The 21,789-nt window shown below is 31.8% G+C and carries 22 protein-coding genes and 1 riboswitch; of the genes, 18 read left to right on the top strand and 4 right to left on the bottom strand.

Annotated features, from left to right (window positions below; translation table 11 throughout):
* The first annotated feature begins 15 nt into the window (after positions 1–15).
* The 8 genes from BED47_RS09130 (at position 16) to BED47_RS09095 (ending at position 7,244) form a co-directional block, all read left to right on the top strand.
* Complete coding sequence (locus BED47_RS09130) at positions 16–1,452, top strand: FAD-binding oxidoreductase (RefSeq protein WP_069033427.1); 1,437 nt, start codon at positions 16–18, stop codon at positions 1,450–1,452.
* A 4-nt stretch (positions 1,453–1,456) separates the two neighbouring features.
* Positions 1,457–1,999, top strand: coding sequence for a hypothetical protein (locus tag BED47_RS09125; RefSeq protein ID WP_069033426.1), 543 nt, complete (start codon positions 1,457–1,459; stop codon positions 1,997–1,999).
* 274 nt (positions 2,000–2,273) lie between these two features.
* Entirely contained in the window at positions 2,274–2,453 is a 180-nt protein-coding gene (locus tag BED47_RS09120) for a hypothetical protein (RefSeq protein ID WP_069033425.1), read from the top strand.
* A gap of 159 nt (positions 2,454–2,612) precedes the next feature.
* On the top strand, positions 2,613–4,124 hold the full coding sequence (locus tag BED47_RS09115; protein ID WP_069033424.1) for an MDR family MFS transporter: 1,512 nt from the start codon (positions 2,613–2,615) through the stop codon (positions 4,122–4,124).
* A gap of 102 nt (positions 4,125–4,226) precedes the next feature.
* Positions 4,227–4,853, top strand: a complete 627-nt coding sequence (locus tag BED47_RS09110) for a class I SAM-dependent methyltransferase (RefSeq protein ID WP_069033423.1) — start codon at positions 4,227–4,229, stop codon at positions 4,851–4,853.
* 170 nt (positions 4,854–5,023) lie between these two features.
* Complete coding sequence (locus tag BED47_RS09105) at positions 5,024–5,446, top strand: RrF2 family transcriptional regulator (protein WP_084006839.1); 423 nt, start codon at positions 5,024–5,026, stop codon at positions 5,444–5,446.
* A gap of 199 nt (positions 5,447–5,645) precedes the next feature.
* A complete protein-coding gene (locus BED47_RS09100; RefSeq protein ID WP_069033421.1) occupies positions 5,646–6,353 on the top strand; it encodes a nitroreductase family protein in 708 nt (235 codons plus the stop codon).
* 297 nt (positions 6,354–6,650) lie between these two features.
* Entirely contained in the window at positions 6,651–7,244 is a 594-nt protein-coding gene (locus tag BED47_RS09095; RefSeq protein ID WP_056475450.1) for a YdeI/OmpD-associated family protein, read from the top strand.
* Positions 7,245–7,326: 82 nt separating this feature from the next.
* On the opposite strand, the gene BED47_RS09090 is transcribed toward BED47_RS09095, so the two are convergent.
* Entirely contained in the window at positions 7,327–7,644 is a 318-nt protein-coding gene (locus BED47_RS09090) for a hypothetical protein (protein ID WP_069033420.1), read from the bottom strand.
* Between the two features lie 196 nt (positions 7,645–7,840).
* Here BED47_RS09090 and BED47_RS09085 point away from each other — a divergent pair, with 196 nt between their 5' ends.
* Both BED47_RS09085 and BED47_RS09080 read left to right on the top strand, forming a co-directional pair.
* Positions 7,841–8,050: a hypothetical protein gene (locus BED47_RS09085; protein ID WP_069033419.1), complete on the top strand. Its 210-nt coding sequence runs from the start codon at positions 7,841–7,843 to the stop codon at positions 8,048–8,050.
* A gap of 838 nt (positions 8,051–8,888) precedes the next feature.
* Positions 8,889–10,133, top strand: a complete 1,245-nt coding sequence (locus BED47_RS09080) for a hypothetical protein (RefSeq protein ID WP_069033418.1) — start codon at positions 8,889–8,891, stop codon at positions 10,131–10,133.
* A gap of 193 nt (positions 10,134–10,326) precedes the next feature.
* Here the strand turns inward: BED47_RS09080 and pdxK are convergent, their stop codons facing one another.
* Positions 10,327–11,142 (bottom strand): pyridoxine/pyridoxal/pyridoxamine kinase, encoded by an 816-nt coding sequence (gene pdxK / locus BED47_RS09075; protein ID WP_069033417.1) that lies wholly within the window; start codon positions 11,140–11,142, stop codon positions 10,327–10,329.
* Positions 11,143–11,343: 201 nt separating this feature from the next.
* A riboswitch (Lysine riboswitch) is annotated at positions 11,344–11,522 on the top strand.
* A 200-nt stretch (positions 11,523–11,722) separates the two neighbouring features.
* Between pdxK and BED47_RS09070 the strand changes: the two genes are divergently transcribed.
* The 3 genes from BED47_RS09070 (at position 11,723) to BED47_RS09060 (ending at position 14,625) form a co-directional block, all read left to right on the top strand.
* On the top strand, positions 11,723–13,192 hold the full coding sequence (locus BED47_RS09070; protein WP_069033416.1) for an amino acid permease: 1,470 nt from the start codon (positions 11,723–11,725) through the stop codon (positions 13,190–13,192).
* A 150-nt stretch (positions 13,193–13,342) separates the two neighbouring features.
* Positions 13,343–14,035, top strand: coding sequence for an MBL fold metallo-hydrolase (locus tag BED47_RS09065; RefSeq protein WP_069033415.1), 693 nt, complete (start codon positions 13,343–13,345; stop codon positions 14,033–14,035).
* Positions 14,036–14,052: 17 nt separating this feature from the next.
* The gene (locus tag BED47_RS09060; protein WP_069033414.1) at positions 14,053–14,625 is read left to right on the top strand and encodes a TetR/AcrR family transcriptional regulator; all 573 of its coding nucleotides are present in this window, start codon (positions 14,053–14,055) and stop codon (positions 14,623–14,625) included.
* A gap of 68 nt (positions 14,626–14,693) precedes the next feature.
* Here BED47_RS09060 and BED47_RS09055 read toward each other — a convergent pair whose 3' ends face one another.
* Positions 14,694–14,993, bottom strand: coding sequence for a hypothetical protein (locus BED47_RS09055; protein WP_069033413.1), 300 nt, complete (start codon positions 14,991–14,993; stop codon positions 14,694–14,696).
* Positions 14,994–15,196: 203 nt separating this feature from the next.
* On the opposite strand from BED47_RS09055, the gene BED47_RS09050 reads away from it, so the two are divergent.
* Entirely contained in the window at positions 15,197–16,183 is a 987-nt protein-coding gene (locus BED47_RS09050) for a zinc-dependent alcohol dehydrogenase family protein (protein WP_069033412.1), read from the top strand.
* 145 nt (positions 16,184–16,328) lie between these two features.
* Here BED47_RS09050 and BED47_RS09045 read toward each other — a convergent pair whose 3' ends face one another.
* Entirely contained in the window at positions 16,329–16,907 is a 579-nt protein-coding gene (locus BED47_RS09045) for a hypothetical protein (protein WP_069033411.1), read from the bottom strand.
* Between the two features lie 861 nt (positions 16,908–17,768).
* Between BED47_RS09045 and BED47_RS09035 the strand changes: the two genes are divergently transcribed.
* The 4 genes from BED47_RS09035 (at position 17,769) to BED47_RS09020 (ending at position 21,788) form a co-directional block, all read left to right on the top strand.
* Positions 17,769–18,413, top strand: a complete 645-nt coding sequence (locus BED47_RS09035; RefSeq protein WP_069033409.1) for a response regulator transcription factor — start codon at positions 17,769–17,771, stop codon at positions 18,411–18,413.
* Between the two features lie 16 nt (positions 18,414–18,429).
* A complete protein-coding gene (locus BED47_RS09030; protein ID WP_069033408.1) occupies positions 18,430–19,533 on the top strand; it encodes a sensor histidine kinase in 1,104 nt (367 codons plus the stop codon).
* Between the two features lie 158 nt (positions 19,534–19,691).
* Positions 19,692–20,627, top strand: coding sequence for an ABC transporter ATP-binding protein (locus BED47_RS09025; protein WP_069033407.1), 936 nt, complete (start codon positions 19,692–19,694; stop codon positions 20,625–20,627).
* Positions 20,628–20,663: 36 nt separating this feature from the next.
* Positions 20,664–21,788, top strand: coding sequence for an ABC transporter permease (locus BED47_RS09020; protein WP_069033406.1), 1,125 nt, complete (start codon positions 20,664–20,666; stop codon positions 21,786–21,788).
* The last annotated feature ends 1 nt before the right edge of the window (position 21,789 follow it).

Raw genomic sequence — 21,789 nt, 5'->3', positions numbered from 1 at the left:
TAGGAGGAAAAGAACTTGGGGAAAAGAATATTTGTAGGAATACTCCTCTTAACCGTGTTTGTGACAGTTTTACATACACTGTGGAATAAACCTGCACCATTAAGGCATGGAGTAATTGATGATGTTGGCCATCTTCTTCCTACTAAAATTGATCGTATAGTCAAAGGAAAGGAAGTAGATCAATTAAAGAAAATTGTAATCGATGCAAAAAAACAAGGTAAGACAGTTTCAATTGCGGGCGAGCGACATAGTCAAGGAGGTCATACATATTATAAAGATGGTGTGGTGATTGATTTAAAAACATTTAATAAGGTTGAAAAAGTGGATCCCGTTCAGAAGACAGTAATTGTTCAAAGTGGTGCAACATGGGGAGATGTACAAAAAGCGATTAATCCTTATCATCTTGCCTTAAAGGTAACTCAGTCACAAGAGATATTCTCAGTAGGTGGTTCATTAAGTGTGAACGCACATGGTCGTGACATTCGGAATCACTCATTAGCTAGTACTGTTAATTGGTTTACATTATTAACACCAGATGGGAAAGTAATTAAAGTAAGCCGCACTGAGAATAAAGAATTATTCCCATATGTATTAGGTGGATATGGATTGTTTGGAATTATTTTGGAAGTAGAGTTTCAACTAACAAATAATGAATTATATCGAGTAGAAACAAAAACGATGGACTATAAGAAATATCCAAATTATTTTAAGAAGAACGTTTTAGAAAACCCAAATGCAAGAATGCAAATTGCTAGGATTTCTGTAGCACCAGATAGCTTTTTAGACAAGGTTTATGCAATTAATTATACGGCAACATCCCGTAAAATGACCGATTCAGATCAAGAGCTGAAGGAAGATCATTCCGCTTTTTTACCGAAGCTTGCGTTAGGTATGTCCAGAACTTCGGATATTGGTAAAGATCTTTTTTGGGATTTTCAATATCGCTTTATTCACTCCCTAAATGGAAACTATGAAACACGTAATAATGTCATGCGTTCTGAAAGTAAGTTTATGGAATTCGATGACCGTCAAGATACACAAGTTTTACAGGAATTTTTTGTGCCTGTAAATGAATTTACTCGTTACATTGATGATGTTAGAGAATATTTGCAATATGAAAATTTAAATATATTAAATATCACGATTCGTTACGTTGAAAAAGATGATGAAACAGTCATGAATTATGCAAAAGATGATATGTTTGCTTTCGTTGTTTTGATTCAACACGGTAAAGATAAAGATTCTGTTCAATATGCAAAAGAGGTAATTCAAAAGTGGACTGATCTAACTTTGGCGCATCGAGGAACTTATTATTTACCGTATTATCCATATCAGTCTAAGCAACAGATGGTAATAGCATATCCAAAAACGCAAGATTTTTTCAATAAGAAAAGAGAGTTTGATCCAAATAATGTATTTATGAATACTTTTTATGAAAATTATGGGGAGTAATCCTATGAACCGTTTTTTAATTGCATTGCTTAGTATTATTGGATTTAGCAGCTCTTTAGTATTTCCATATTATGTACTCTTCTTAAGGAATATAGGAGATGCGTATGACGTATTTAGTTTATTATATGGACTTTTTTCATTAAGTTTAAGTGTCGTTGTATATTTTGGTGGCAGATTCGTTGACCGGGTTTCACCATTTTTATTAATGATATTCCATTCATTATTTTGTTGTTTATTGTTTTTTTCACTTCCTTTGATCGATAATATAAAAATTGTTTATATTGGGCAAGTTTTATTTGGAGGATTTACTGCGTTATTCAAGATCGCTGAAAAGAAATTATTTATGAACGCTTCTTCCGATTTTTATAGAAGTTACTTATTTTGGACTTCTTTTGTAACAGCTATTTGTATTATTGGTGTAGGAACTTTACTTGAATCAATTGACATTCAATTTATGTTTCATTTAGCAGCTTGGCTTTTCTTAATAAGTGCAATTGGTCTTTGTTATAAATTGATAATGAACAAGAGGCTGACTGGTCCTAAGTAATGTATCCAAGGTAACACAACAATGTTTTGTTTTTGTGGGTTATTTTTGTACGTAACGTTGTTGTATTCCTTTTTATACAATAAAGTTACTGAATAAGTAGCATGATATACATATAAAATACTGTTTTTAATAAAAATAAAATAATAAATTAAAATTTATATATTGTTTAAGTAACGAAACAATGTTATATTAACTTTAAATTAATTAAAGTATTTATGGTGACATTTATTACTTTATGTGAAGTTAAATTGTATGGAAGGAATGATTATATAGTATGAGACATGAGGAAGCTGTAGGAATTTTTTATGCTGCTTTTGTAATTTTAGGATTAACGATTGGTTTAGGTGTAGGCTATTTTACATCGCATTTAATCGTAGGCGGATTTCTTGGTTTTGGAATTGGAATAGGTTTAGGTCTATTAAGTAATGCTATTTTATACATTAATAGAGACTGATTTTGATTGCTGTGCTAATTATCGCCAAAGATTAGCTCTTTTTTTAGACTAAGCGTCTCGAAAGAATATCGTTTTTAAGTCAGTCAAATACTTAAGTTAGGCTATGAATACAGTATTGAAATTAATTTTTATGCTTGAAATGTAAAAGGAGAGATGGTTATGCAAAAAAGGGAAACAAAATTGGTTCCTGTTATGATTGCGTTATTACTTGGGATATTTTTCGCTTCCCTTGATAACACAATCGTTTCTACGGCGATGCCTACAATATTAAAAGATTTAGGTGGCTATGATAAATTTGTTTGGGTAACTTCAGCTTACTTAGTTACAGAAATGGCTGGGATGCCAATTTTCGGTAAACTTTCTGATATGTACGGTAGAAAAAGATTTTTTATGTTAGGAATTATTTTATTCATTTTAGGTTCAATTCTTTGTGGAACAGCAAATTCGATTATTCAGTTGAGTATTTACCGTGCAATTCAAGGTATTGGTGGAAGTGCTTTAATGCCAATTGCTTTTTCAATTATTTGGGATGTGTTTCCTGTTGAAAAGCGTGGTAAAATGAGCGGTATTTTTGGTGCCGTTTTTGGATTATCAAGCGTTCTTGGTCCATTAATTGGTGCTTATATTACAGATTATATTAACTGGAGATATATTTTCTATATAAATATTCCTTTTGGACTTTTAACACTTGGACTAATTAGTTATTTTTATATCGAATCAAAAAACCACACGAAGCAACAAATCGACTGGTGGGGTGCAACAACTTTTGTTATTAGTATCATCTGTTTAATGTTTGCACTTGAGCTAGGTGGAAAAGAATACGCTTGGGATTCAGTTCAAATTCTTGGATTATTTGCTGGATTTGCTGTTTTCCTTATTATCTTTTTATTCATTGAACGGAAAGCTGCTGAACCGATTATTTCGTTTAGTATGTTTAAATATCGTCTGTTTGCTGCTAGTAACTTTGTTGGATTATTTTATGGGGCGGCATTCATCGCTGCAACAATTTACATTCCAATCTTTATCCAGTTTGTTCAAGGTGGAACAGCTACGAATTCTGGTTTAGTTTTATTACCAATGATGGTAAGTGTAAGTATTTCTGCCGCATTTGGTGGAGCTTTAGCAAATAAAACTAGTTATCGTAATATCATGGTTGGATCGGTTGTACTTTTATTAGTAGGTATTATTTGTTTAGGTACTTTAACACCTGATACGTCTAAATTCCAAGTGATTGTTTATATGATCATTGTTGGATTTGGTGTAGGGGCATCGTTCTCAGTTCTTGGTATGTCTGCGATGCATCATTTTGATAATGAAAATCGTGGTTCTGCAAGTTCAACTAACGCATTCCTTCGTGCTCTAGGCATGACAGTAGGTATTACGGTATTTGGTGTTATTCAACGAAATGTATTTACAGATAAAATTGCTGATGCATTTGCAAAAAGTGGCGCACCTCAGAATTTCTCTAATATTAATCAGGCCTTTACTCCTGAAGCTGCCAAATTGATTCCTGCGCCAATACTGACAAAAATTACTGACGTGTTTTCAACATCAATTGCTCATACATTCCTTTGGACATTAGTTCCAGTAGGATTAGCATTGATTTCAATTTTCTTAATGGGTAACGAGCGTTTATCAGATAAAGAAATGGCAAAGAGCAATGCTTCATAAATAGAAATAAAAAAGAAAGACCTTTGGTCTTTCTTTTTTTGAACACAATAATCTAACTTAAGTTGGTAAGTAGATTAAATGATTTTAAAAGGGGATTTAGATATGGCAGAAATTTGGGAATCGAGTTTTATAGAAAATCAAATGATGTGGGGGTATGAACCTTCAGACTCTGCAATTTTAACAAAGGACTTTTTCCTTGAAAAGAACGTTAAGGATGTATTGATTCCGGGGATTGGATATGGTAGAAACGCAAAGATTTTTACTGACAATGGAATAAACGTAACAGGTATTGAAATATCAAAAACAGCGATTGAATTGGCAAGACAAAATGGAATTAATTTTACTATTTTTCATGGTTCAGTAACAGACATGCCTTTTGACCAAAAGCTTTATGACGGTATATTTTGTTACGCACTTATTCACTTATTGAATGATCATGAGAGAGAGAAGTTTATTAAAGATTGCTATAATCAGCTAAAGCCGAATGGCTACATGATCTTTACTACGATTTCAAAGGATGCACCAATGTTTGGAAAGGGCAAACAGCTAGATAAAGATTACTTCGAAATAATGGAAGGGATAAAAATGTTCTTTTATGATTCTGACTCGATCAAACAAGAATTTGGAAACTATGGACTCATCGAAGTTTCCGAAATTCTTGAACCACATAAGAATATGGAAAGTAAACCTCCGTTTAAATTTACGATGGTGAAATGTCAAAAGAAATGATCCTTACAAATCTTATTGTCATTAAAAACTACGAATCATTATTGTGAATTTAGGAAAAGTCATAGGGTTTTTCTAAATTCACTTAATTTTTTTCACCCTGTATTACATTTATTTAGATAAGGTTGTCTTTTTCAAAAAATAGTTTAGACTAGTAACTGAGGTGAATGATCTTGAAAGATAAGGTTTCTAGTACGAAATGGTTTGGACTAGCACTGCAATCTCTATTAGTTTTAGCGGAGCAAGACGGAATTTGTCCAAGCGCAGTATTAGCTCAAAAACTTGAAGCACAATCTACTTTTTTAAGAAAAATTCTTGCTAATTTAGTTAAAGCAGGCATTATTTCAGCTAAAGAAGGACGAGATGGTGGATATTATTTAGCCAGAGGTGCTAATGAAATTACTTTAAAAGATGTTTATGATGCGATGAGATCAGATCCATATTCAAAAGGCTTTTTAGATGTAAATAGTAAGGAATGTTTTACGCCATCTACACGATCTGCTTTATATGATTTAAAAGATGAGATGGAAAGCTGGCTTGTTGAAGGTCTTGCAAAGAAAACAATTTCAGACTTATTACCAAAGGAAAATGGGTAAAATAAAATCGAAACTAGTTTCAGACTGACCGCCAAACGCTCGCAATCAGTCTGAAAATCAAATTATTAGTATTTTTTCTAATTTAGTCGAAACTAAGATGTTTCGATTTTATTTTTTTATAAACTGTAGTTGACTTTTATACAGTTAAAGTCATATACTGTATTTATAAATAGTGCAGTTAAATAAGGAGAGATTAAATATGTCTAATGTTAAATCTGAAAAAGAAGAGTATTTAAATAAAGTAAACGAAATTGATTTTGGTAAAGAAGCGCCAAAAGAACTTGATAGTACGGATTTCTTCACTGTAGCAAAGGAAAGAAGATCAGTTCGTCATTACGATCCAAGCTTTCAAATGTCTGATGATGAAATTAAGGAATTACTAGAAATTGCAGTTCAAGCTCCATCTTCTTCAAATTTACAACCATGGAGATTCCTTGTCATTAAAGACCAAAATACTAAACAAAAATTATTACCAATCGCTAATAACCAACAACAAGTTGTGGATGCATCTGCAGTAATCGCTGTTTTAGGTGATACAGAAGCATACAAAAATGCTGATCGCATTTACGATGAATTAGTTGAAAAAGGTATGATGACTCAAGAAGTGAAAGACTTCTACGTTGGATCAATCGTGAAAAACTACGGTAGTTTACCAGAAGAAATTGCAACAAAAATTGCGATGGTTGATGGTGGATTAGTTTCAATGCAATTTATGCTTGCAGCAAAAGCAAAAGGTTTAGATACAGTTCCAATGGGTGGATTTGACCAAGCGAAATTTGTAGAAGCTTTCAATGTACCAGCAAACTTCAAACCAGTTATGCTAATTTCAGTTGGTAAAGGAATCAAAGCAGGTTTCGAAAAAGTTCGTTTAACGTTAGATGAAGTTGTTGCTTGGGATCAGTACTAAGTACTTAGAAGAGTATGTAGAGCAGGGATAAGGGAAACCTTGGACCTGTTCTTTTTTTGTTTGAAGGAAATTTGCATCCGTTTAAAGAATAACTTTTTTAAGGGGAGTAATGACCGAGCTAACTAGCTAAGACTAAAGTGAATGAGCCAATCCGATTGGTATTATAAAAACATTATAGTAAAATTTAAAACGAAGATTTTTCATGAAATACGAATCATATTATTGGGATGAAAATTCTGAGGTTAATTTATGTTTATTTAAAGCTAAAAAAGTGGAATTAATGAGAGGTGTTTATCGATGACAAATAATAATATGCATCCTAAAGTTGAAGCATTTTTATTGAGAGCGAAAAAGTGGCAAGAAGAATTTTATAAGTTAAGAGAAATCGTCATTGACTGTGAACTGACTGAAGATTTTAAATGGATGCATCCTTGTTACACACTTGATAATAAAAATATCGTTTTAATTCATGGTTTTAAAGAATATTGTGCACTTCTGTTTCATAAAGGTGCGTTGCTAAAAGATCCAAAAGGCATTCTGATTCAACAAACAGAAAATGTACAATCAGCACGTCAGATACGATTCACCAATATTCAGGAAATAATTGAAATGGAAAGCGTTTTGAAGGACTATATTAAAGAAGCAATTGAAGTGGAAAAAGCAGGTTTGCAAGTGGAATTAAAAAAGACTTCAGATTATGAAGTTCCTGAAGAATTACAACTTAAATTAGATGAAAACCCGACCTTAAAAACGGCTTTTGAAGCATTAACGCCAGGACGTCAAAGAGCTTATATTTATTATTTTTCTCAACCGAAACAATCGAAAACACGTACGTCTAGGGTTGAAAAATACATTGATCAAATTCTCGATGGAAAAGGATTAAATGACTAGTTTTATTAAAATCAATAAAAAATAAAGAGCGATTAATGACGAATATCGCTCTTTATTTCTTGAGGTTATATTGCTTAAAGAATTATTCCCCACCAATCATTCCGACTTTTTTGTTTGTCTCTGTATCAATATAGATAACGATCTTCTCTTCAGGATTATCTCCATTAAAAGTAACAGAATATAGTTTATCTTTATGATAGTTTTTATTAAATAAAGTCGCTTGATTGGGTATAGATTCTACTTTTTTAACGACTCCATGTTTATCACTTAACGCAGCCTGTTCAGTTCTTGTTAAGCTTGCATATGCAATCCCTTGGATATCTTCGTTATTATTTTTTTCACAACCAATTACTAAAAAAAGCAGAAATGTTAGCATTAAGATGGAAAAATTTTTTCTCATAAAATCCACTTCCTTTCTATATATAATAACATGTAATACATAAAAAATGTTAAATAATGGTAATTTTCACTTGGTATTCAAAATTATTGAAAGTGTAAAAGTATGTGGGAAATAGAGTAGAAATTAATCGGAAAATTGTATGCTCTAGCTATTTATAAACTATTTAAGCTATTAACTAAAGGAGGAGAGAATTTATATGGGACAAAACAAACATGCATTACATCTTCACAAGCGTCTAAACACTTTGCATACAAAACGTAATGAACGAGTTGCTGAATTTCATAAACAACACACGCTTCAGATTGAAAATGGTGAAAACGGAAATGGTTTATTAGCTAAATGGGAAAGATTCGTTTATTTCAAAGGAAGAAATGCAGTTAAGGCAATTAAGGGAATTGTTAAGTGAAAAGTGGGAACATAAGGGATAGGGAAACCTTTCCCCTTTTTTTATTTTTAAAATAAAAAATGTACGTGGACTGCAAATAAAATCTGAAAAACGCAATTAAATTTGGCAAAACTGCAATTAAAATTAGGATATCGCAAATAAAGTTAGTGAAACTGCAATTAAATTCCAGGAATCGCAAATAAAATTAAAAATTACCCATGCCAGTTACAGTATTGTGACATCTAAATTAGATACTTTCAAAACAAAAACTAGTAAATCTGTTCCAAATTAAAAAAAACTTGATAAAATCTGCTTACTATCTGTAAAAAGGTCAATCATATCAGCTTCAAGTTAACCTCTACTGGCGTCAGTACATTCCCTTTTTTAAAATATAGGCTCTGTTAATGAAGATTGTTGACTTTCTTATTCAAATAAATGGTAGGATTGTTTAAGTGAAGGGTTTCGCAAATAGTGTCGTGTTTTTATATTTGTATTACCTAAATTTAAGCAGCTTTTCCAAAATCGTATCAAGTTGTTAACGATGGAGTAGTTTACTTTAGTATTTATTAGAAAGTATAAAAAAAGCTTGCTCACCGTTTGGTGCATTAGGTTTTACAATTATTTTAGTTATTTGTTTATCGTTTTTCAACAAGTTAAAGAGAAACACGTACCGAGATGTCTCATATCTTTATGTTGGTGGGGTCGTATTTTCAAAGGATTTACTTGGATATGAGAATATGGGGTGGATAGGTTTATTTCACTTGTCACAAAATAAGGATGTTACCTTGCCGTAAGACTTTTCTACTTGTATTATGAAATCAAGAATTGTAGATGATAAACTGTGGAATGAGGTATAAATTTGAGAATAGATATTTACTTTCATGATTATAAAGATAAAAGTGAATCAAACAGAACTATGGAAGTTTTGCAGTTATACCTTAACAAACACGTAATCATGAAAAACTATAGTAGTGTTTATAACAGCATCTCATTTAAATTTTTGAATAACCCTCCAAAGAAAAGGGAAGCTAAAGTACTAATGCCCTATGGTGTTCATCCCGAGGTAGAGATCCTATCCCATTTTGAAGATAATCGAAAACTATCTGTAGAGGTATTTCATCTTGCACTAGGATTATTAAAAGAGGCAATTCCTCTTATACCATATGCACCTACTAAAAAAGAATTTGATTTTGATGTTGAAGGACTTTTGAAAGATATTATTACTGCTATTAAAGATGCACCTAATTCTAAGCAAGAACTCAAATTTTTGGATGATAATAAGAAACAATTCACATTGCAAAATCGTTTAAATCATAAATTAAGAATCATTCAAAATTTTAAAGAGAATCCGAGACCTTTAGATACAAGAATTATAGGAGTACGTATCTCTAGTAATTTTCAATTTGATGATGATGATGATGAAGACGTTTATTTCTATCAAAATATGTATGCAACCATTTTTTCTGATGTTCTCTATTGGTTTGATATCCGCTTACCAGGCTATAAAGAAATTTACATTGAATTAGTAGATTCCATAGAAGAAGCTATTGATATTTGCACAAGTAAAGATGATTGTTTTCAATATACTCATGCAATTTTAGATTACACTACTTTTAAGGAAGCTTCCCAAGAAATGAAGGAACAATTTTTTTTAAATAGTATAATCGAGGGATTAAGATACATTACAGATTTTGACCACCTAGAAATAAACAAAATAGAAGGTGCAATAGAATATATCCAAAAGCATAAACTGAAAACTCCGTTGACATATGGCATTAAAGAAAATGATGAATACAAGGTAACTATTCATTATATAGTGACTAGAGAAACGATCATAAGAAACTATGTAAAAGCTATTTATAATATACATATTTTCCAAAAGGCAACTGGAATAGAGAGTGTAAATCATCTTGGGATATTCGAAACATTTAATGTTCCGTATATTTTGGGAAGTATTATTCTTACAAAGAAGCAAGTCACAATAAAGGGGAGAAAAGGTTTAAGAGCAGAGGTTTATCGTTCAAGTGAAAAAGCTCCTATTGAGTTTGAATTTGAGTTTCAAAAACTGTTTTTGACCAATGAAAAAGGTGATACAGTTGGTTAAAACATATATCAGTATTTGTTAAATAAAAATTGGAGTCAATATGTTTTAATTATAATTTCATTCTTCAACTTACGTAGTGCGTTAGTTGCATAAGCACAAAAATCAACATTTTAGTTTAACAGAGCCAAAATATAAAAAAGGGCGCCACATAAGTCAGTTAACCTGACTTATGAGACAGCCCCATTATTTGATATTAGCCTTCTCCATGTAATCGGTATGCCATGTGGTTTGTTGGGCCAACGTATTGATTAAGTGGGAATGAGTGACGAATTGCTTCAGTAATGAATTTCTTTGCAGTGTAGATTGCTTCTTTCGGTTCTGCTCCTTTAGCAAGCTCTGCACAAATCGCTGCAGAATAAGTGCAACCTGCACCGTGAGTATATGTAGTTTCGATTCTGTCCGATTCTAGATGCTCGATTTTTTCACCATCAAATAATACATCTATTGCATGTTCATGCTGAATTTTGCTTCCACCTTTAACTAAAACATATTTAGCCCCTAATTCATGGATTTTGCGTGCTGCTTCTTCCATTTGTTCAACAGTGCAGATTGGTGGTATTTTAGCTAATTGAGCTGCCTCAAATAAATTTGGTGTTACAACTGTTGAAAGTGGTACTAAAATTTCTCTTAATGCATCATTTGTCTCTGGGTGAAGAGCCTCGTCATTTCCTTTACAAATCATAACTGGATCGACAACAACTCGATCAATATTATGTTTTTTTATTGTTTTTGCAGCTAACTCAATTATTTCAGTTGAACCAAGCATTCCTGTTTTCATTGCTTGAATTCCAACGCCAACAACGATTGTTTCTAATTGTGCTGCAATCGTATCTATATCAATTGGAAATACTTGATGATGCCAATGATTATGAGGATCCATCGCTACTAAAGTAGTAATTGCACTCATGCCATAAACATTACGTTCCTGAAACGTCTTAATATCAGCTTGTAATCCAGCTCCACCACTACTATCAGATCCCGCAAGTGTCAATGCTTTATAAATTGTCATGTGAAAAATTCCTCCTTTGAAGTACATAGAATTATTATACAAAAACATAAGTGCTAGGTACAAGACATGAGTATCATGAAGCGAAAATCAAGAAATAGATTTCTTAGGTTGAGTCTATTTTTGTCGAAATATTTATTGACAAACTAGATTAATAGATTGTATATTGAGTTTATAAAAATTAATTTAATATAATCTTTATCTCGTATGGATAGAGGCGCAGTTTTGATTAGTCGTTACTTTGAGGTTTATGGTACCTGTGAAAAGTAATAAAAGGTGAAACTGCCGAAGTAATAAATTTACCATTTAAATTTATTATTGGGCCTATTGCTGAATAAGCATAGGACTGTCACAAGATTTTCTTGTGGAGGGCTATTGAAGAGATGTTGATGCTGTTTGACACATATATATGAGTCTTAAACACGTGAACATTGCTTCACGTGTTTTTTTGTATTTTACCAGATTTTCCATTCTTTACATATTGACGAAAATACTGAGTAAAATACACATCATACAACACTTTTATACCGTCCCATATTCTCGCGTAAAGATAAGATTGCAAGAATGAAGAGGAGGCAATAAGATGGGACTAACAAACCCTAAAAATGATAAAGTAGTATCGAATACTCACGATGGTTCTTTAAAAAGGGGCCTTAAAGCAAGACATTTAACGATGATTTCAATTGGTGGTTCAATTGGGACAGGTTTGTTTTTAGCTAGTGGAACTTCAATTAGTCAAGCTGGTCCTGGTGGAGCTGTTTTAGCTTACGGACTAATTGGTATTATGGTTTATTTCTTAATGACTAGTTTAGGTGAAATGGCGACTTATTTGCCAGTTTCTGGTTCATTTAGTACGTATGGATCTCGCTACGTTGATCCTGCATTTGGTTTTGCTATGGGTTGGAATTATTGGTATAACTGGGCAATCACTTTAGCTTTTGAATTATTAGCTTCAGCAATGCTGATGAAATATTGGTTCCCACATTCTCCAGCTGTTTTATGGAGCGGAATCTTTTTAGTGATTATTTTAGGTTTAAATTTACTTTCAGTTAAAGGCTATGGTGAATCAGAGTTTTGGTTTTCATTAATTAAAGTTGTAACTGTAGTTGTCTTTTTAGTTGTTGGTATTGCAATGATTTTTGGTATTATAAGTGGACATCATGCAGGCTTTAAAAACTTTACTGTTGGAGATGCTCCGTTTCATAATGGATTTTTAGGCGTTTTATCAATCTTTATTGTTGCAGGTTTCTCATTCCAAGGTACAGAGTTAATCGGTGTTGCAGCAGGTGAGACAGAACATCCAGAGAAAAATGTTCCAAAAGCTATCCGTCAAATTTTCTGGCGCATCCTTTTATTTTATGTTTTAGCTATTATCGTAATTGGCTTATTAATTCCTTATACAGATCCTGGTCTAATGAAAAATGACGTGGCTGTTAGTCCATTTACTTTAGTATTTGAAAAATTAGGTGTTGCATTTGCGGCTTCTGTAATGAATGCAGTTATTTTAACATCAGTTTTATCTGCAGGTAATAGTGGAACTTATGCATCTACTCGTATGTTATATACTCTAGCAATTGAAGGAAAAGCTCCTAAATTCTTAACAAAAGTCAATAAAAATGGTGTTCCTACAAATGCTTTATATGTAACACTTGCAGTTGGTTCACTTGCTTGTTTATCTTCATTTTTCGGTGAAGGTCAAGTGTATACTTGGTTATTAAATTTATCAGGATTATCAGGTTTCCTAGCTTGGTTAGGTATTGCGATTTCTCATTACCGTTTCCGTAAGGCTTATGTTGCTCAAGGTAAAGATTTGAATGACCTACCTTACCGCGCAAAATGGTTCCCACTAGGTCCAATCTTAGCATTTTTAGCTTGTTTATTTATTGTGCTAGCTCAAAACTGGCAAGCATTTACAGGTAATGCAATTGATTGGCAAGGTGTACTTGTTTCATACATTGGAATTCCTGTGTTTTTAATTGTTTGGTTAGGTTATAAAGTTAAACATAAAACAAAAGTTGTTCCTTATAAAGAGATGGACTTATCTAGAAAATAATAATAAAGTATAGCCCTTTCATCTATGATGGAAGGGTTTTTTAGTTATTTTAACGATTTTTTGTAAATTTGGAATTTTTGTTCACAAAAACTAATACCTTTAGTATTATAAAACTAAAGGTATTAGTTTTTATTATTAGGAGGTTATAAATTGAAGATTACGAAAAAAAATTTTCTTTATGAGTTAAGCTTTTTACCCAATTTCTTTCCTGTAAATTGTTTTTTAGTTGAAGAAGAAAACGAACTTACGTTAATTGATACAGCACTTTCCTTTAGCGCGACTAAAATTATTGAAGCAGCTAATCAAATCGGCAAAAAAATCACGAATATCGTTTTAACGCATGCGCACGGCGACCATGTTGGAGCGCTTGATCAATTAAAATCACTACTTCCAGATGCAGTCGTCTCCATTTCAAAAAGAGATGCAAAATTATTAAAAGGGGACACTAGTTTAGAAGCTAATGAGCCTAATACTCCTATAAAAGGCGGCGTTCCTAAAAATATCCAAACCATCCCGGATCGATTACTCCAGGAAGGAGACACGATAGGGTCTTTAATAGCAGTTGAGGTTCCTGGTCATACACCAGGTTCAATGGCATTTTTTGATCAACGGACAAATGCAATTATCGCTGGTGATGCTTTTTCATTAAGAGGTGGTTTTGCGATTTCTGGACAATTAAGAATTTTATTTCCGTTTCCATCAATGGCAACATGGAATAAAGATGCTGCTTTAAATAGTGCTAAGAAAATTAGCGAATTAAAACCTACATTATTAGCAGTCGGTCATGGTACGATGTTAAGTGATCCACAAGAAGCAATTGACCGTGCTCTTAAAATGCAGTAAGTGGGGGATTATACGGAATGTCACCAAGAATTGGATTGAATTTTCATCAGTTACTGAGTACTTCAATTAACATTGTTGATACAGAAGGGTGGGAGGCTTTAACGATTAGTTATCTTGCAAAGAAGCTAACGATTCAACCACCATCGATTTATAATCATATTAAGAATTTGGATGAACTAAAAAATAGTGTTGCAGTATATGGAATTACACAGCTTTATGAAAAACTTTGTGAATCGGTTGAAGGAAAAAATAATGAGAATGCAATTTTTGCATTAGCTTTTGCTTATCTTGATTATGCTAGAACTCATCCTGGTTTATATAAAGCTACCTTATCTCCGTCTCAAACACCAGGTGATGAGTATCGTTTAACTGGGAATAAAATTTTGAACTTAATCAATGAGTTATTGAAACCATATAATTTAACGGACATTGAACTTATTCATGCGGTAAGAGGTTTTAGAAGTTTGCTTCATGGTTTTGTTTCGCTTGAAAAAAGTGATGGATTTGGTATAAATATTCCAATTGATGAAAGTGTACTTTTTGTATTGAAAAATTATGTAAGAAATTTGAAGTCGGATATAAAGCAATAATTAAAAGGATAGGAAGGTTTAAATACCTTCCTATCCTTATTTATAGAGAAAATACGTTATTATTTAAATTAAGCGTTTACGCCGTCTTTGAAGTTTTTATTCCAGTTTTTATCTCCCATATGTTCAAGATCTTCAGTAGTACGTTCTAATACGTCAATTAGTAACGTCTTCATATGGTGAATATTGTTATAAAATAATTTTTCTTCTTCTAAATCTGGTTTTGCATGATGAGCTGCCTTAATTGCTGTTTCTTCACGAAATCTTCTAACTTTTAAGTCTAACTCATCAAAGACGTGTTTTACATACTTTACAATATTTCTATGGTTTAACGTATTTCTCTCATTTAATTCCTCTAATTTGTTTACCATAGTCATTTTCCTCCATGAATTAAGATTAAAAGATTTATATTGATTATACTGAAACAATGTGAAAAAACAATATAAATTATAAATTTTTAACCATTATAATCAAACCCTTATGATTCAATTTGAGGTCAAAATTGTATTTTTTTCGATCTGATGTATGCTAAAATGATTTAATAATATTTTCTATTTTGAAAGAGGAGGCTATTATGAAAGCAATTGTCATTCATCAATATGGAGATAGCTCTGAGTTTAAAAATATTGAACTTTCAATACCGAAGCCATCTGGTCATCAAGTTTTAGTTAAGGTTTCTGCGACTAGTATCAATCCGATTGATACAAAGATTAGAAAAGGGATTGTACCAAATGCATTCCATCCTAATTTTCCGATGATTTTACATAGTGATTTTTCTGGTGAAGTTGTTGAAGTTGGTGAAAATGTTTCACGTTTTTCAGTTGGAGATTTTGTTTTCGGTTTAAATGTCTTTACGGGTACTCTTTCAGATTATTTTTTAATAGAAGAAACAGTAATTGCTAAAGCTCCAAAAAATTTACCTATTCAAGAAGCTGCAAGTTTACCATTAACAGCTATTACTGCATGGGAGGCACTTTTTGACAGAGGTAATTTAAAACAAGGTGATCATATTTTAATTCATGGTGGGGCAGGTGGTGTTGGCCATCTAGCGATCCAGTTGGCGAAAGCTTCTGGAGCTACTGTTACGACAACTGTTTCATCGAATGAAAAAGCTATTTTAGTTAAAAAGCTAGGTGCAGACCACGTCATTAATTATAAGGAAGAGACCGTCCAAGAATATGTTAACCGCCTAACGGATGGGCAAGGTTTTGATCTTGTTTTTGATACTGTCGGTAAAGAAAACCTAGATAAATCATTTATTGCAGTTAAACCAAAAGGTACTGTTCTAGCAATTGCTGCAAGATCGACGCATGATTTATCACTTTTACATAACAAATCTTTATCTTTACATGTAATATTTATTCTGCTTACTCAAAAAACTGAGGAAGGGCGTAAAGAACATAGTGCTATTTTAAATAAAATTGCTACTTTAGTTGAAGAAGGTAAGCTAAAGCCGCTAATCAATCCAAAATCTTTTACATTCGATCAAGTGAAGGACGCTCATGATTACTTTGAAAATAATGAAGTACAATTTGGTAAAGTATTGATTGAAAATAAGTAATTTTATTGAATCCCTTTTGCATATGCATAGGGATTTTTTCATATCATTTCATTTTGAGCTCGAAATCACACCTATCAATAAAAAAAGCTCAGTCTTCTGAGCTTTCAAGTTTTATGGTTGTATTTCAAATAGTTTTAATTATGATTTATACTTTTACTACTGTAAAATGATTTAACACAGGTACCTTTGTATATACGTCACCTACATATTCCCATTTTCCGCTACCCATAATAGTTTTTCTATATTGCTTATATTTTTTAACTTCTATATCTTTATGAATTAAAAGTTTAACTGCTTGTCCAGTATATGGCGATTTTACTACAACCCCAGTTCCACTTATACTTCCTGGCGTTACTCCTATTGAATAAGCACCATATGCAACGGATATTGTAACTGTAACCTTACTTCCACTATTTGACCAATAAAAACTTCCTGGAGAGTGAAATATAGTCCCTTTTGGTGGTTGACCTTCTGCATAACCAATTTTGACCTTTTTTGTTATTTGAGTTCCCACTAGTTCAGTTTTATACTCATATAATGGAGTTCTTCCTTTACTATTTTGTTGTTCTAATTGTTGTTGTTCTTCTCTATCAATTTCTTCTTGAGGTACAGGGATTACAAAAGCTTCTTGGCTTGTCTCATCAGTTGGAATTTCTTGTGCGTTAATTGGGGTTGAAGAAACTAAGATGCTTAAAAAGACTAATAAACTTACTATTTTTTTCATAATCAAACTTCCTACTTTCATAATTTGTTTGGATACTCGGGTTTGCATCGATCTGTTTAAAGTAATATGTCTTTTCATTTATCATAATCTTGAAACCACTATTTTTATATGTGACTTCTATGTCTTTAAAAATCGAACTTTTTATTATATATTTGGATTCAGATTTTTTTAAAAATGTTCCTTTATCTAATTTTCCATTACGTTTTAAATCCTCGTAATAATAATAAAATGTATAGTTATTTTCTGGATCAAAGACCATTGATACAAATGGCAGTTCATTACAGGTAAACGTACCTCTCAATAAAAATGTCTTATTAGTGGAATTACAACTACTTGTTAGGAACACCAATATAAATGTAATAAGTATTTTTTTAGTACTAAGTTTTTCCATAAACCTATTTTTCTCCTGTAATAGAACTTGTAATGTTTTACTCACCAATAAAGAAAAAGGTTACCTCTTCATTTTGTCGACGTTAATCAAAGTATTAACTTATTTGTAACTTATTTGAAAACGACAGAAATATAAACAAATAAGATAAATGGTAAATATTTTTTAGTAAAATTTAACAGAGCGCTCAATTAAATTTTACTAAATTTTTTATGATGTTTTACTTTAACTATTGAATATTTTGTGAAATTAATCACAAAATGAGTATTCGTGTTTTCCTATGCCTTTTATTAATGAATACGTCAAGGTTTCATAAAACAATAAAATTATGTAATTAAGTGATTTTGTTTACAAATCATTTAGATTTATCTTTTCCTTCTCATGGTAATTAGTCAATAGTGGTATATAATGGAAATATAATTCGTGGAATAAAGGATGTGAAAACGAGGTAGAAATTTTCTCCCTCTATTCAAATGAACAAAATAAAATTAATTATTGCTGATGATAATTCATTTATTAGAGAAGGTCTTAAAATCATATTGAGCTCTTATGAAGAGTTTGAAGTATTAGAAACAGTAAATGATGGGAATGAAGCGTTAAAATATTGTCAAAATAATGAAGTAGATGTTGCGCTTTTAGATGTTCGAATGCCAAATATGAATGGGGTAGAAGCTACGAAGCATATTTCCGAGCAAACTAAAACAAAGCCACTTATTTTAACGACTTTTGATGATGATGAGTACATTATTGATGCTGTGAAAAATGGAGCAAAGGGTTATTTATTAAAAAATAATGAACCAGAACGTATTCGAGAAGCGATCAAAAGTGTTTATCACGGAAATACAATCATGCAAGATTTAGTACTGGATAAAATTAGAACAAATTTAACAAACAATGCAAATACAGCAGATACGAAAATCGATACGAGTTTGTTTACCCAAAGAGAGTTAGATGTAATGGGTTTAATTGCAAAAGGATTTTCGAATAAGGAAATTTCTAAGCAAATTTATATTTCTGAAGGAACAGTTGCTAATTATATTACTTCAATTCTCGGAAAAACAGGGCTAGAACATCGAACACAAATTGCTATTTTCTATATTACTGGGAAAGTAGACTAACGCGAAGGAGTTACATATGGAGCGTTGGATTATTTTAAATAAGCTCTCTGTTATATTGTATATAGCTCTAATTTGTATTCAAAAAGAAACTCCTAATTTCTCTTGGGTACTTTTTGTATTGCTTGTTTATTTTTGTTTAAATATTAGTCTTTATTTAATAAAAAATAGATCGTTGATAAAATTTTTACTAATCATATCAATTTGTTTAATTGTCTATTCCAATTTAAAGATTCAGCCATTATTTCTTTTACTACTGCCAATGTCAATTTTAGAGCTCGTTTCTTATTTTACTTCAAAAAAATGGATCGGTTGCTTTCTTGCACTATTTCCAATTTGCTACTTATCTAATTCTTTACAGCCTATCTATGGATTAATTTCATTATTTAGTTTTATCGTTTTTTCACTTGTTAATTTGTATAACACTAGATTACGGTTTAAAGAAGATCAAATTGATAAAATGAGGAGCACGATTCAAAAGCTGTCAAAAAAGATTAATAATCATAATGAGTTTATTGAGCAATCGGAATATACCTTTAAATTGGAGGAACGAAATCGTATTTCTCAAGAAATACATGATAAAATAGGGCATTCAATGACAGGTGCGCTATATCAAATGGAAGCAGCTAAACATTTAATGAGTACTAATCAAGATAAAGCATTAGAATTGCTTCAAAATGCGATTAATATTTCAAAGGACGGAATTGAAAATATAAGACTTACTTTAAAAAATATGAAGCCTCCAACTGAACAAATGGGAATTCATCATATGAAATTATTCATAGACGAATTTTCTGCTAAGCATGATTTAAAAACATTGTTTGTCTATAAAGGAAATCTCGATCTTATTACGCCAATTCAATGGAAAGTAATTCAAGAAAATGTAGTTGAGGCTTTAACAAATACGATGAAATATGCAAATGCTACAGAGGTTTCGCTTGAAATACATGTTATGAATAAAATGATAAAAACAAATGTAAAAGACAATGGTAAAGGGAAAGTGAAAATTAAAAAAGGTTTAGGCATCATTGGGATGGAAGAGAGAACAGTGGCTATAAACGGGAAAATAATAGTGGATGGTCATGATGGTTTTTCAGTTACAACTTTGCTTCCAATCCAATAATCTTAACATGTGATATGAATTTCTATTAAGTCCATCATGATTTTGCCTAAATAAAAACATGAATATTCTCATGTGAAAAGGGTGAACTAATACACTGATATTAGTTCACCCTTTTGCTTATAATAGCATCATAGTAAAAAGCTCAGAGAGGTGAGAGGATGAAAGTTTTAGAGATAAAAAATTTAACTAAAAAGTTCGGGGATTTTATAGCAGTAGATAATATGTCTTTATCAATTGAAGAAGGAGAAATATTTGGATTTCTTGGAGCAAATGGAGCAGGAAAAAGTACGACAATTAATATTATTTCAGGGCTACTTCGAAGTAATCAAGGTACTGTAGAAATCCTAGGTAAAAACAGTAAGAAGAATAGTAAGTTCGCAAAAATGAATATTGGAATGGTACCTCAGGATTTAGCTATTTATGAAGATTTAACTGCCTATGAAAATGTTAGATTTTTCGCAGGACTTTATGGTTTAAGAGGTTCGGAATTAAATGAAAGAGTAGAAGAAGCCTTACAATTTGTAGGGTTAGAAGATAAATTTAAGGAATATCCAAAAAATTTCTCTGGTGGAATGAAGAGAAGGTTAAATATTGCCTGTGCGATTGCACACCGACCTAAACTGATTATTATGGATGAACCAACTGTTGGGATTGATCCACATTCACGAAACTATATTCTTAATAGTGTACGTAAACTTAATGAAATGGGTTGTACAATCATTTATACGAGCCATTACATGGAGGAAGTTGAAGAAATATGCTCACGTATTTCGATTATTGACCATGGAAAAATCATCGCTGAAGGAACAAAAGAACAGCTTAAATCGATTATTACGAATACAAAGGATATTCGAATTGAAGTTAAAACGACTGAAAATATTGATATTACTGAGCTTAAAGCGATTAATGGCGTTGAGAACGTTCATATTTTAGATAATGTTATTACGATTACTTCAGATAATGGTGTGAATAATTTAAATAAAATCATTCAACATTTTATTAATAATGAAATCGAAATCAGTTCATTACAGGAAAATGCGCCTAACTTAGAAACTGTTTTCCTTACATTAACAGGCCGAAATTTACGTGATTAACTTCATGGGAAATTATTTAATAAGGAGGCAATTAGCTTGAATATTTTTAATATTGCTTTCATGGAAATTAAGCGTGACTTTCGAGATGTAAGGAACTTATTTTTTATGTTAGCATTTCCAATCATTTTAATGCTTGTCTTAGGTACATCACTTTCAAATGCTTTTTCAACATCCGTCCCGATTAAAGATGTGCATGTTTTATATAAAGATCAATCAACAACAGGTGAGTTTTCGCAGTATTTTAACGAATTAATTAAAAGTACGAAAAAGTCTGGAATTCATTTTGAAAAAACTGCGAGTAATACAAATGGTGAGAATGAAGTGAAACGAAATCATTATGATGGCTATATTTCTATTCAAGATAACGGAATTAAGCTTTATATCAATGAAGGAAACAGTGTTGAGGGTAGTGTTATTCAAGGAATGTTAACTTCTTTTGTAGATAAATATAATGTTGGCGTGGAAGTTGCAAAAGTCGATCCAACTCAAGTTAAAGAAGTCTTTTTAGGTAATTCTCATGATAATTATATTAAGGACACGTCGATTGCATCAAATAAACAGCCAGGTTCGATGGATTATTACGCGATTGCAATGACTACTATGATTGTTCTTTATGCAGCTATGTCTGCAAGTAAATTGATCACAGGTGAAAGAGTTAGAAAAACTGCTGATCGATTAATCGTTGCTCCTATTTCCAAATTTGAGATTTTTATCGGGAAAATACTTGGAAGTTTGGTTGCTAACTTTCTGTGCATTATTGTAGTTATCTATTTCAGTAAATTCTTTTTTAAAGCCAACTGGGGTAGCCATCTATTATTAGTCTTTATTGTTTTACTGACAGAAGTTCTTCTATCAATTAGTTTAGGGTTAGTTGTAAGCTATATAACGAAATCAAATGCTTCATCTAGAGCAATCATCATGATTGTTGTGCAGCTATCTTCATTCTTTGGTGGAGCTTACTTTAAATTAGGCGATACTAGTGGGATTTTAAAATTCATTACTCAGCTTTCACCACTTACATGGGTTAATACAGCAATTACAAAAATTATTTATGCAAACGACTTATCAGCTGCTATCCCGGCGCTTGTCTTTAATATAGGTTTTTCTTTATTATTCCTATTTCTTGCATCTATTTCTCTACAAAGAAGGGAGGGGCTGTAGG

The sequence above is a fragment of the Gottfriedia luciferensis genome, assembly GCF_001712755.1.
Taxonomy (GTDB): Bacteria; Bacillota; Bacilli; order Bacillales; family Bacillaceae_G; genus Gottfriedia; species Gottfriedia luciferensis_B.
This window is presented reverse-complemented; position numbering and strand designations above follow the sequence as displayed.

Bases quoted from the DNA above. Each gene is read 5' to 3' on its own strand.
- BED47_RS09110 (WP_069033423.1), top strand. From the start codon at position 4,227: ATGGCAGAAATTTGGGAATCGAGTTTTATAGAAAATCAAATGATGTGG.
- BED47_RS09055 (WP_069033413.1), bottom strand. From the start codon at position 14,993: ATGGTAAACAAATTAGAGGAATTAAATGAGAGAAATACGTTAAACCAT.
- BED47_RS09100 (WP_069033421.1), top strand. From the start codon at position 5,646: ATGTCTAATGTTAAATCTGAAAAAGAAGAGTATTTAAATAAAGTAAAC.
- BED47_RS09085 (WP_069033419.1), top strand. From the start codon at position 7,841: ATGGGACAAAACAAACATGCATTACATCTTCACAAGCGTCTAAACACT.
- BED47_RS09035 (WP_069033409.1), top strand. From the start codon at position 17,769: ATGAACAAAATAAAATTAATTATTGCTGATGATAATTCATTTATTAGA.
- BED47_RS09120 (WP_069033425.1), top strand. From the start codon at position 2,274: ATGAGACATGAGGAAGCTGTAGGAATTTTTTATGCTGCTTTTGTAATT.
- pdxK (WP_069033417.1), bottom strand. From the start codon at position 11,142: ATGACAATTTATAAAGCATTGACACTTGCGGGATCTGATAGTAGTGGT.
- BED47_RS09090 (WP_069033420.1), bottom strand. From the start codon at position 7,644: ATGAGAAAAAATTTTTCCATCTTAATGCTAACATTTCTGCTTTTTTTA.
- BED47_RS09095 (WP_056475450.1), top strand. From the start codon at position 6,651: ATGACAAATAATAATATGCATCCTAAAGTTGAAGCATTTTTATTGAGA.
- BED47_RS09115 (WP_069033424.1), top strand. From the start codon at position 2,613: ATGCAAAAAAGGGAAACAAAATTGGTTCCTGTTATGATTGCGTTATTA.
- BED47_RS09050 (WP_069033412.1), top strand. From the start codon at position 15,197: ATGAAAGCAATTGTCATTCATCAATATGGAGATAGCTCTGAGTTTAAA.
- BED47_RS09025 (WP_069033407.1), top strand. From the start codon at position 19,692: ATGAAAGTTTTAGAGATAAAAAATTTAACTAAAAAGTTCGGGGATTTT.
- BED47_RS09125 (WP_069033426.1), top strand. From the start codon at position 1,457: ATGAACCGTTTTTTAATTGCATTGCTTAGTATTATTGGATTTAGCAGC.
- BED47_RS09060 (WP_069033414.1), top strand. From the start codon at position 14,053: ATGTCACCAAGAATTGGATTGAATTTTCATCAGTTACTGAGTACTTCA.
- BED47_RS09045 (WP_069033411.1), bottom strand. From the start codon at position 16,907: ATGAAAAAAATAGTAAGTTTATTAGTCTTTTTAAGCATCTTAGTTTCT.
- BED47_RS09070 (WP_069033416.1), top strand. From the start codon at position 11,723: ATGGGACTAACAAACCCTAAAAATGATAAAGTAGTATCGAATACTCAC.
- BED47_RS09030 (WP_069033408.1), top strand. From the start codon at position 18,430: ATGGAGCGTTGGATTATTTTAAATAAGCTCTCTGTTATATTGTATATA.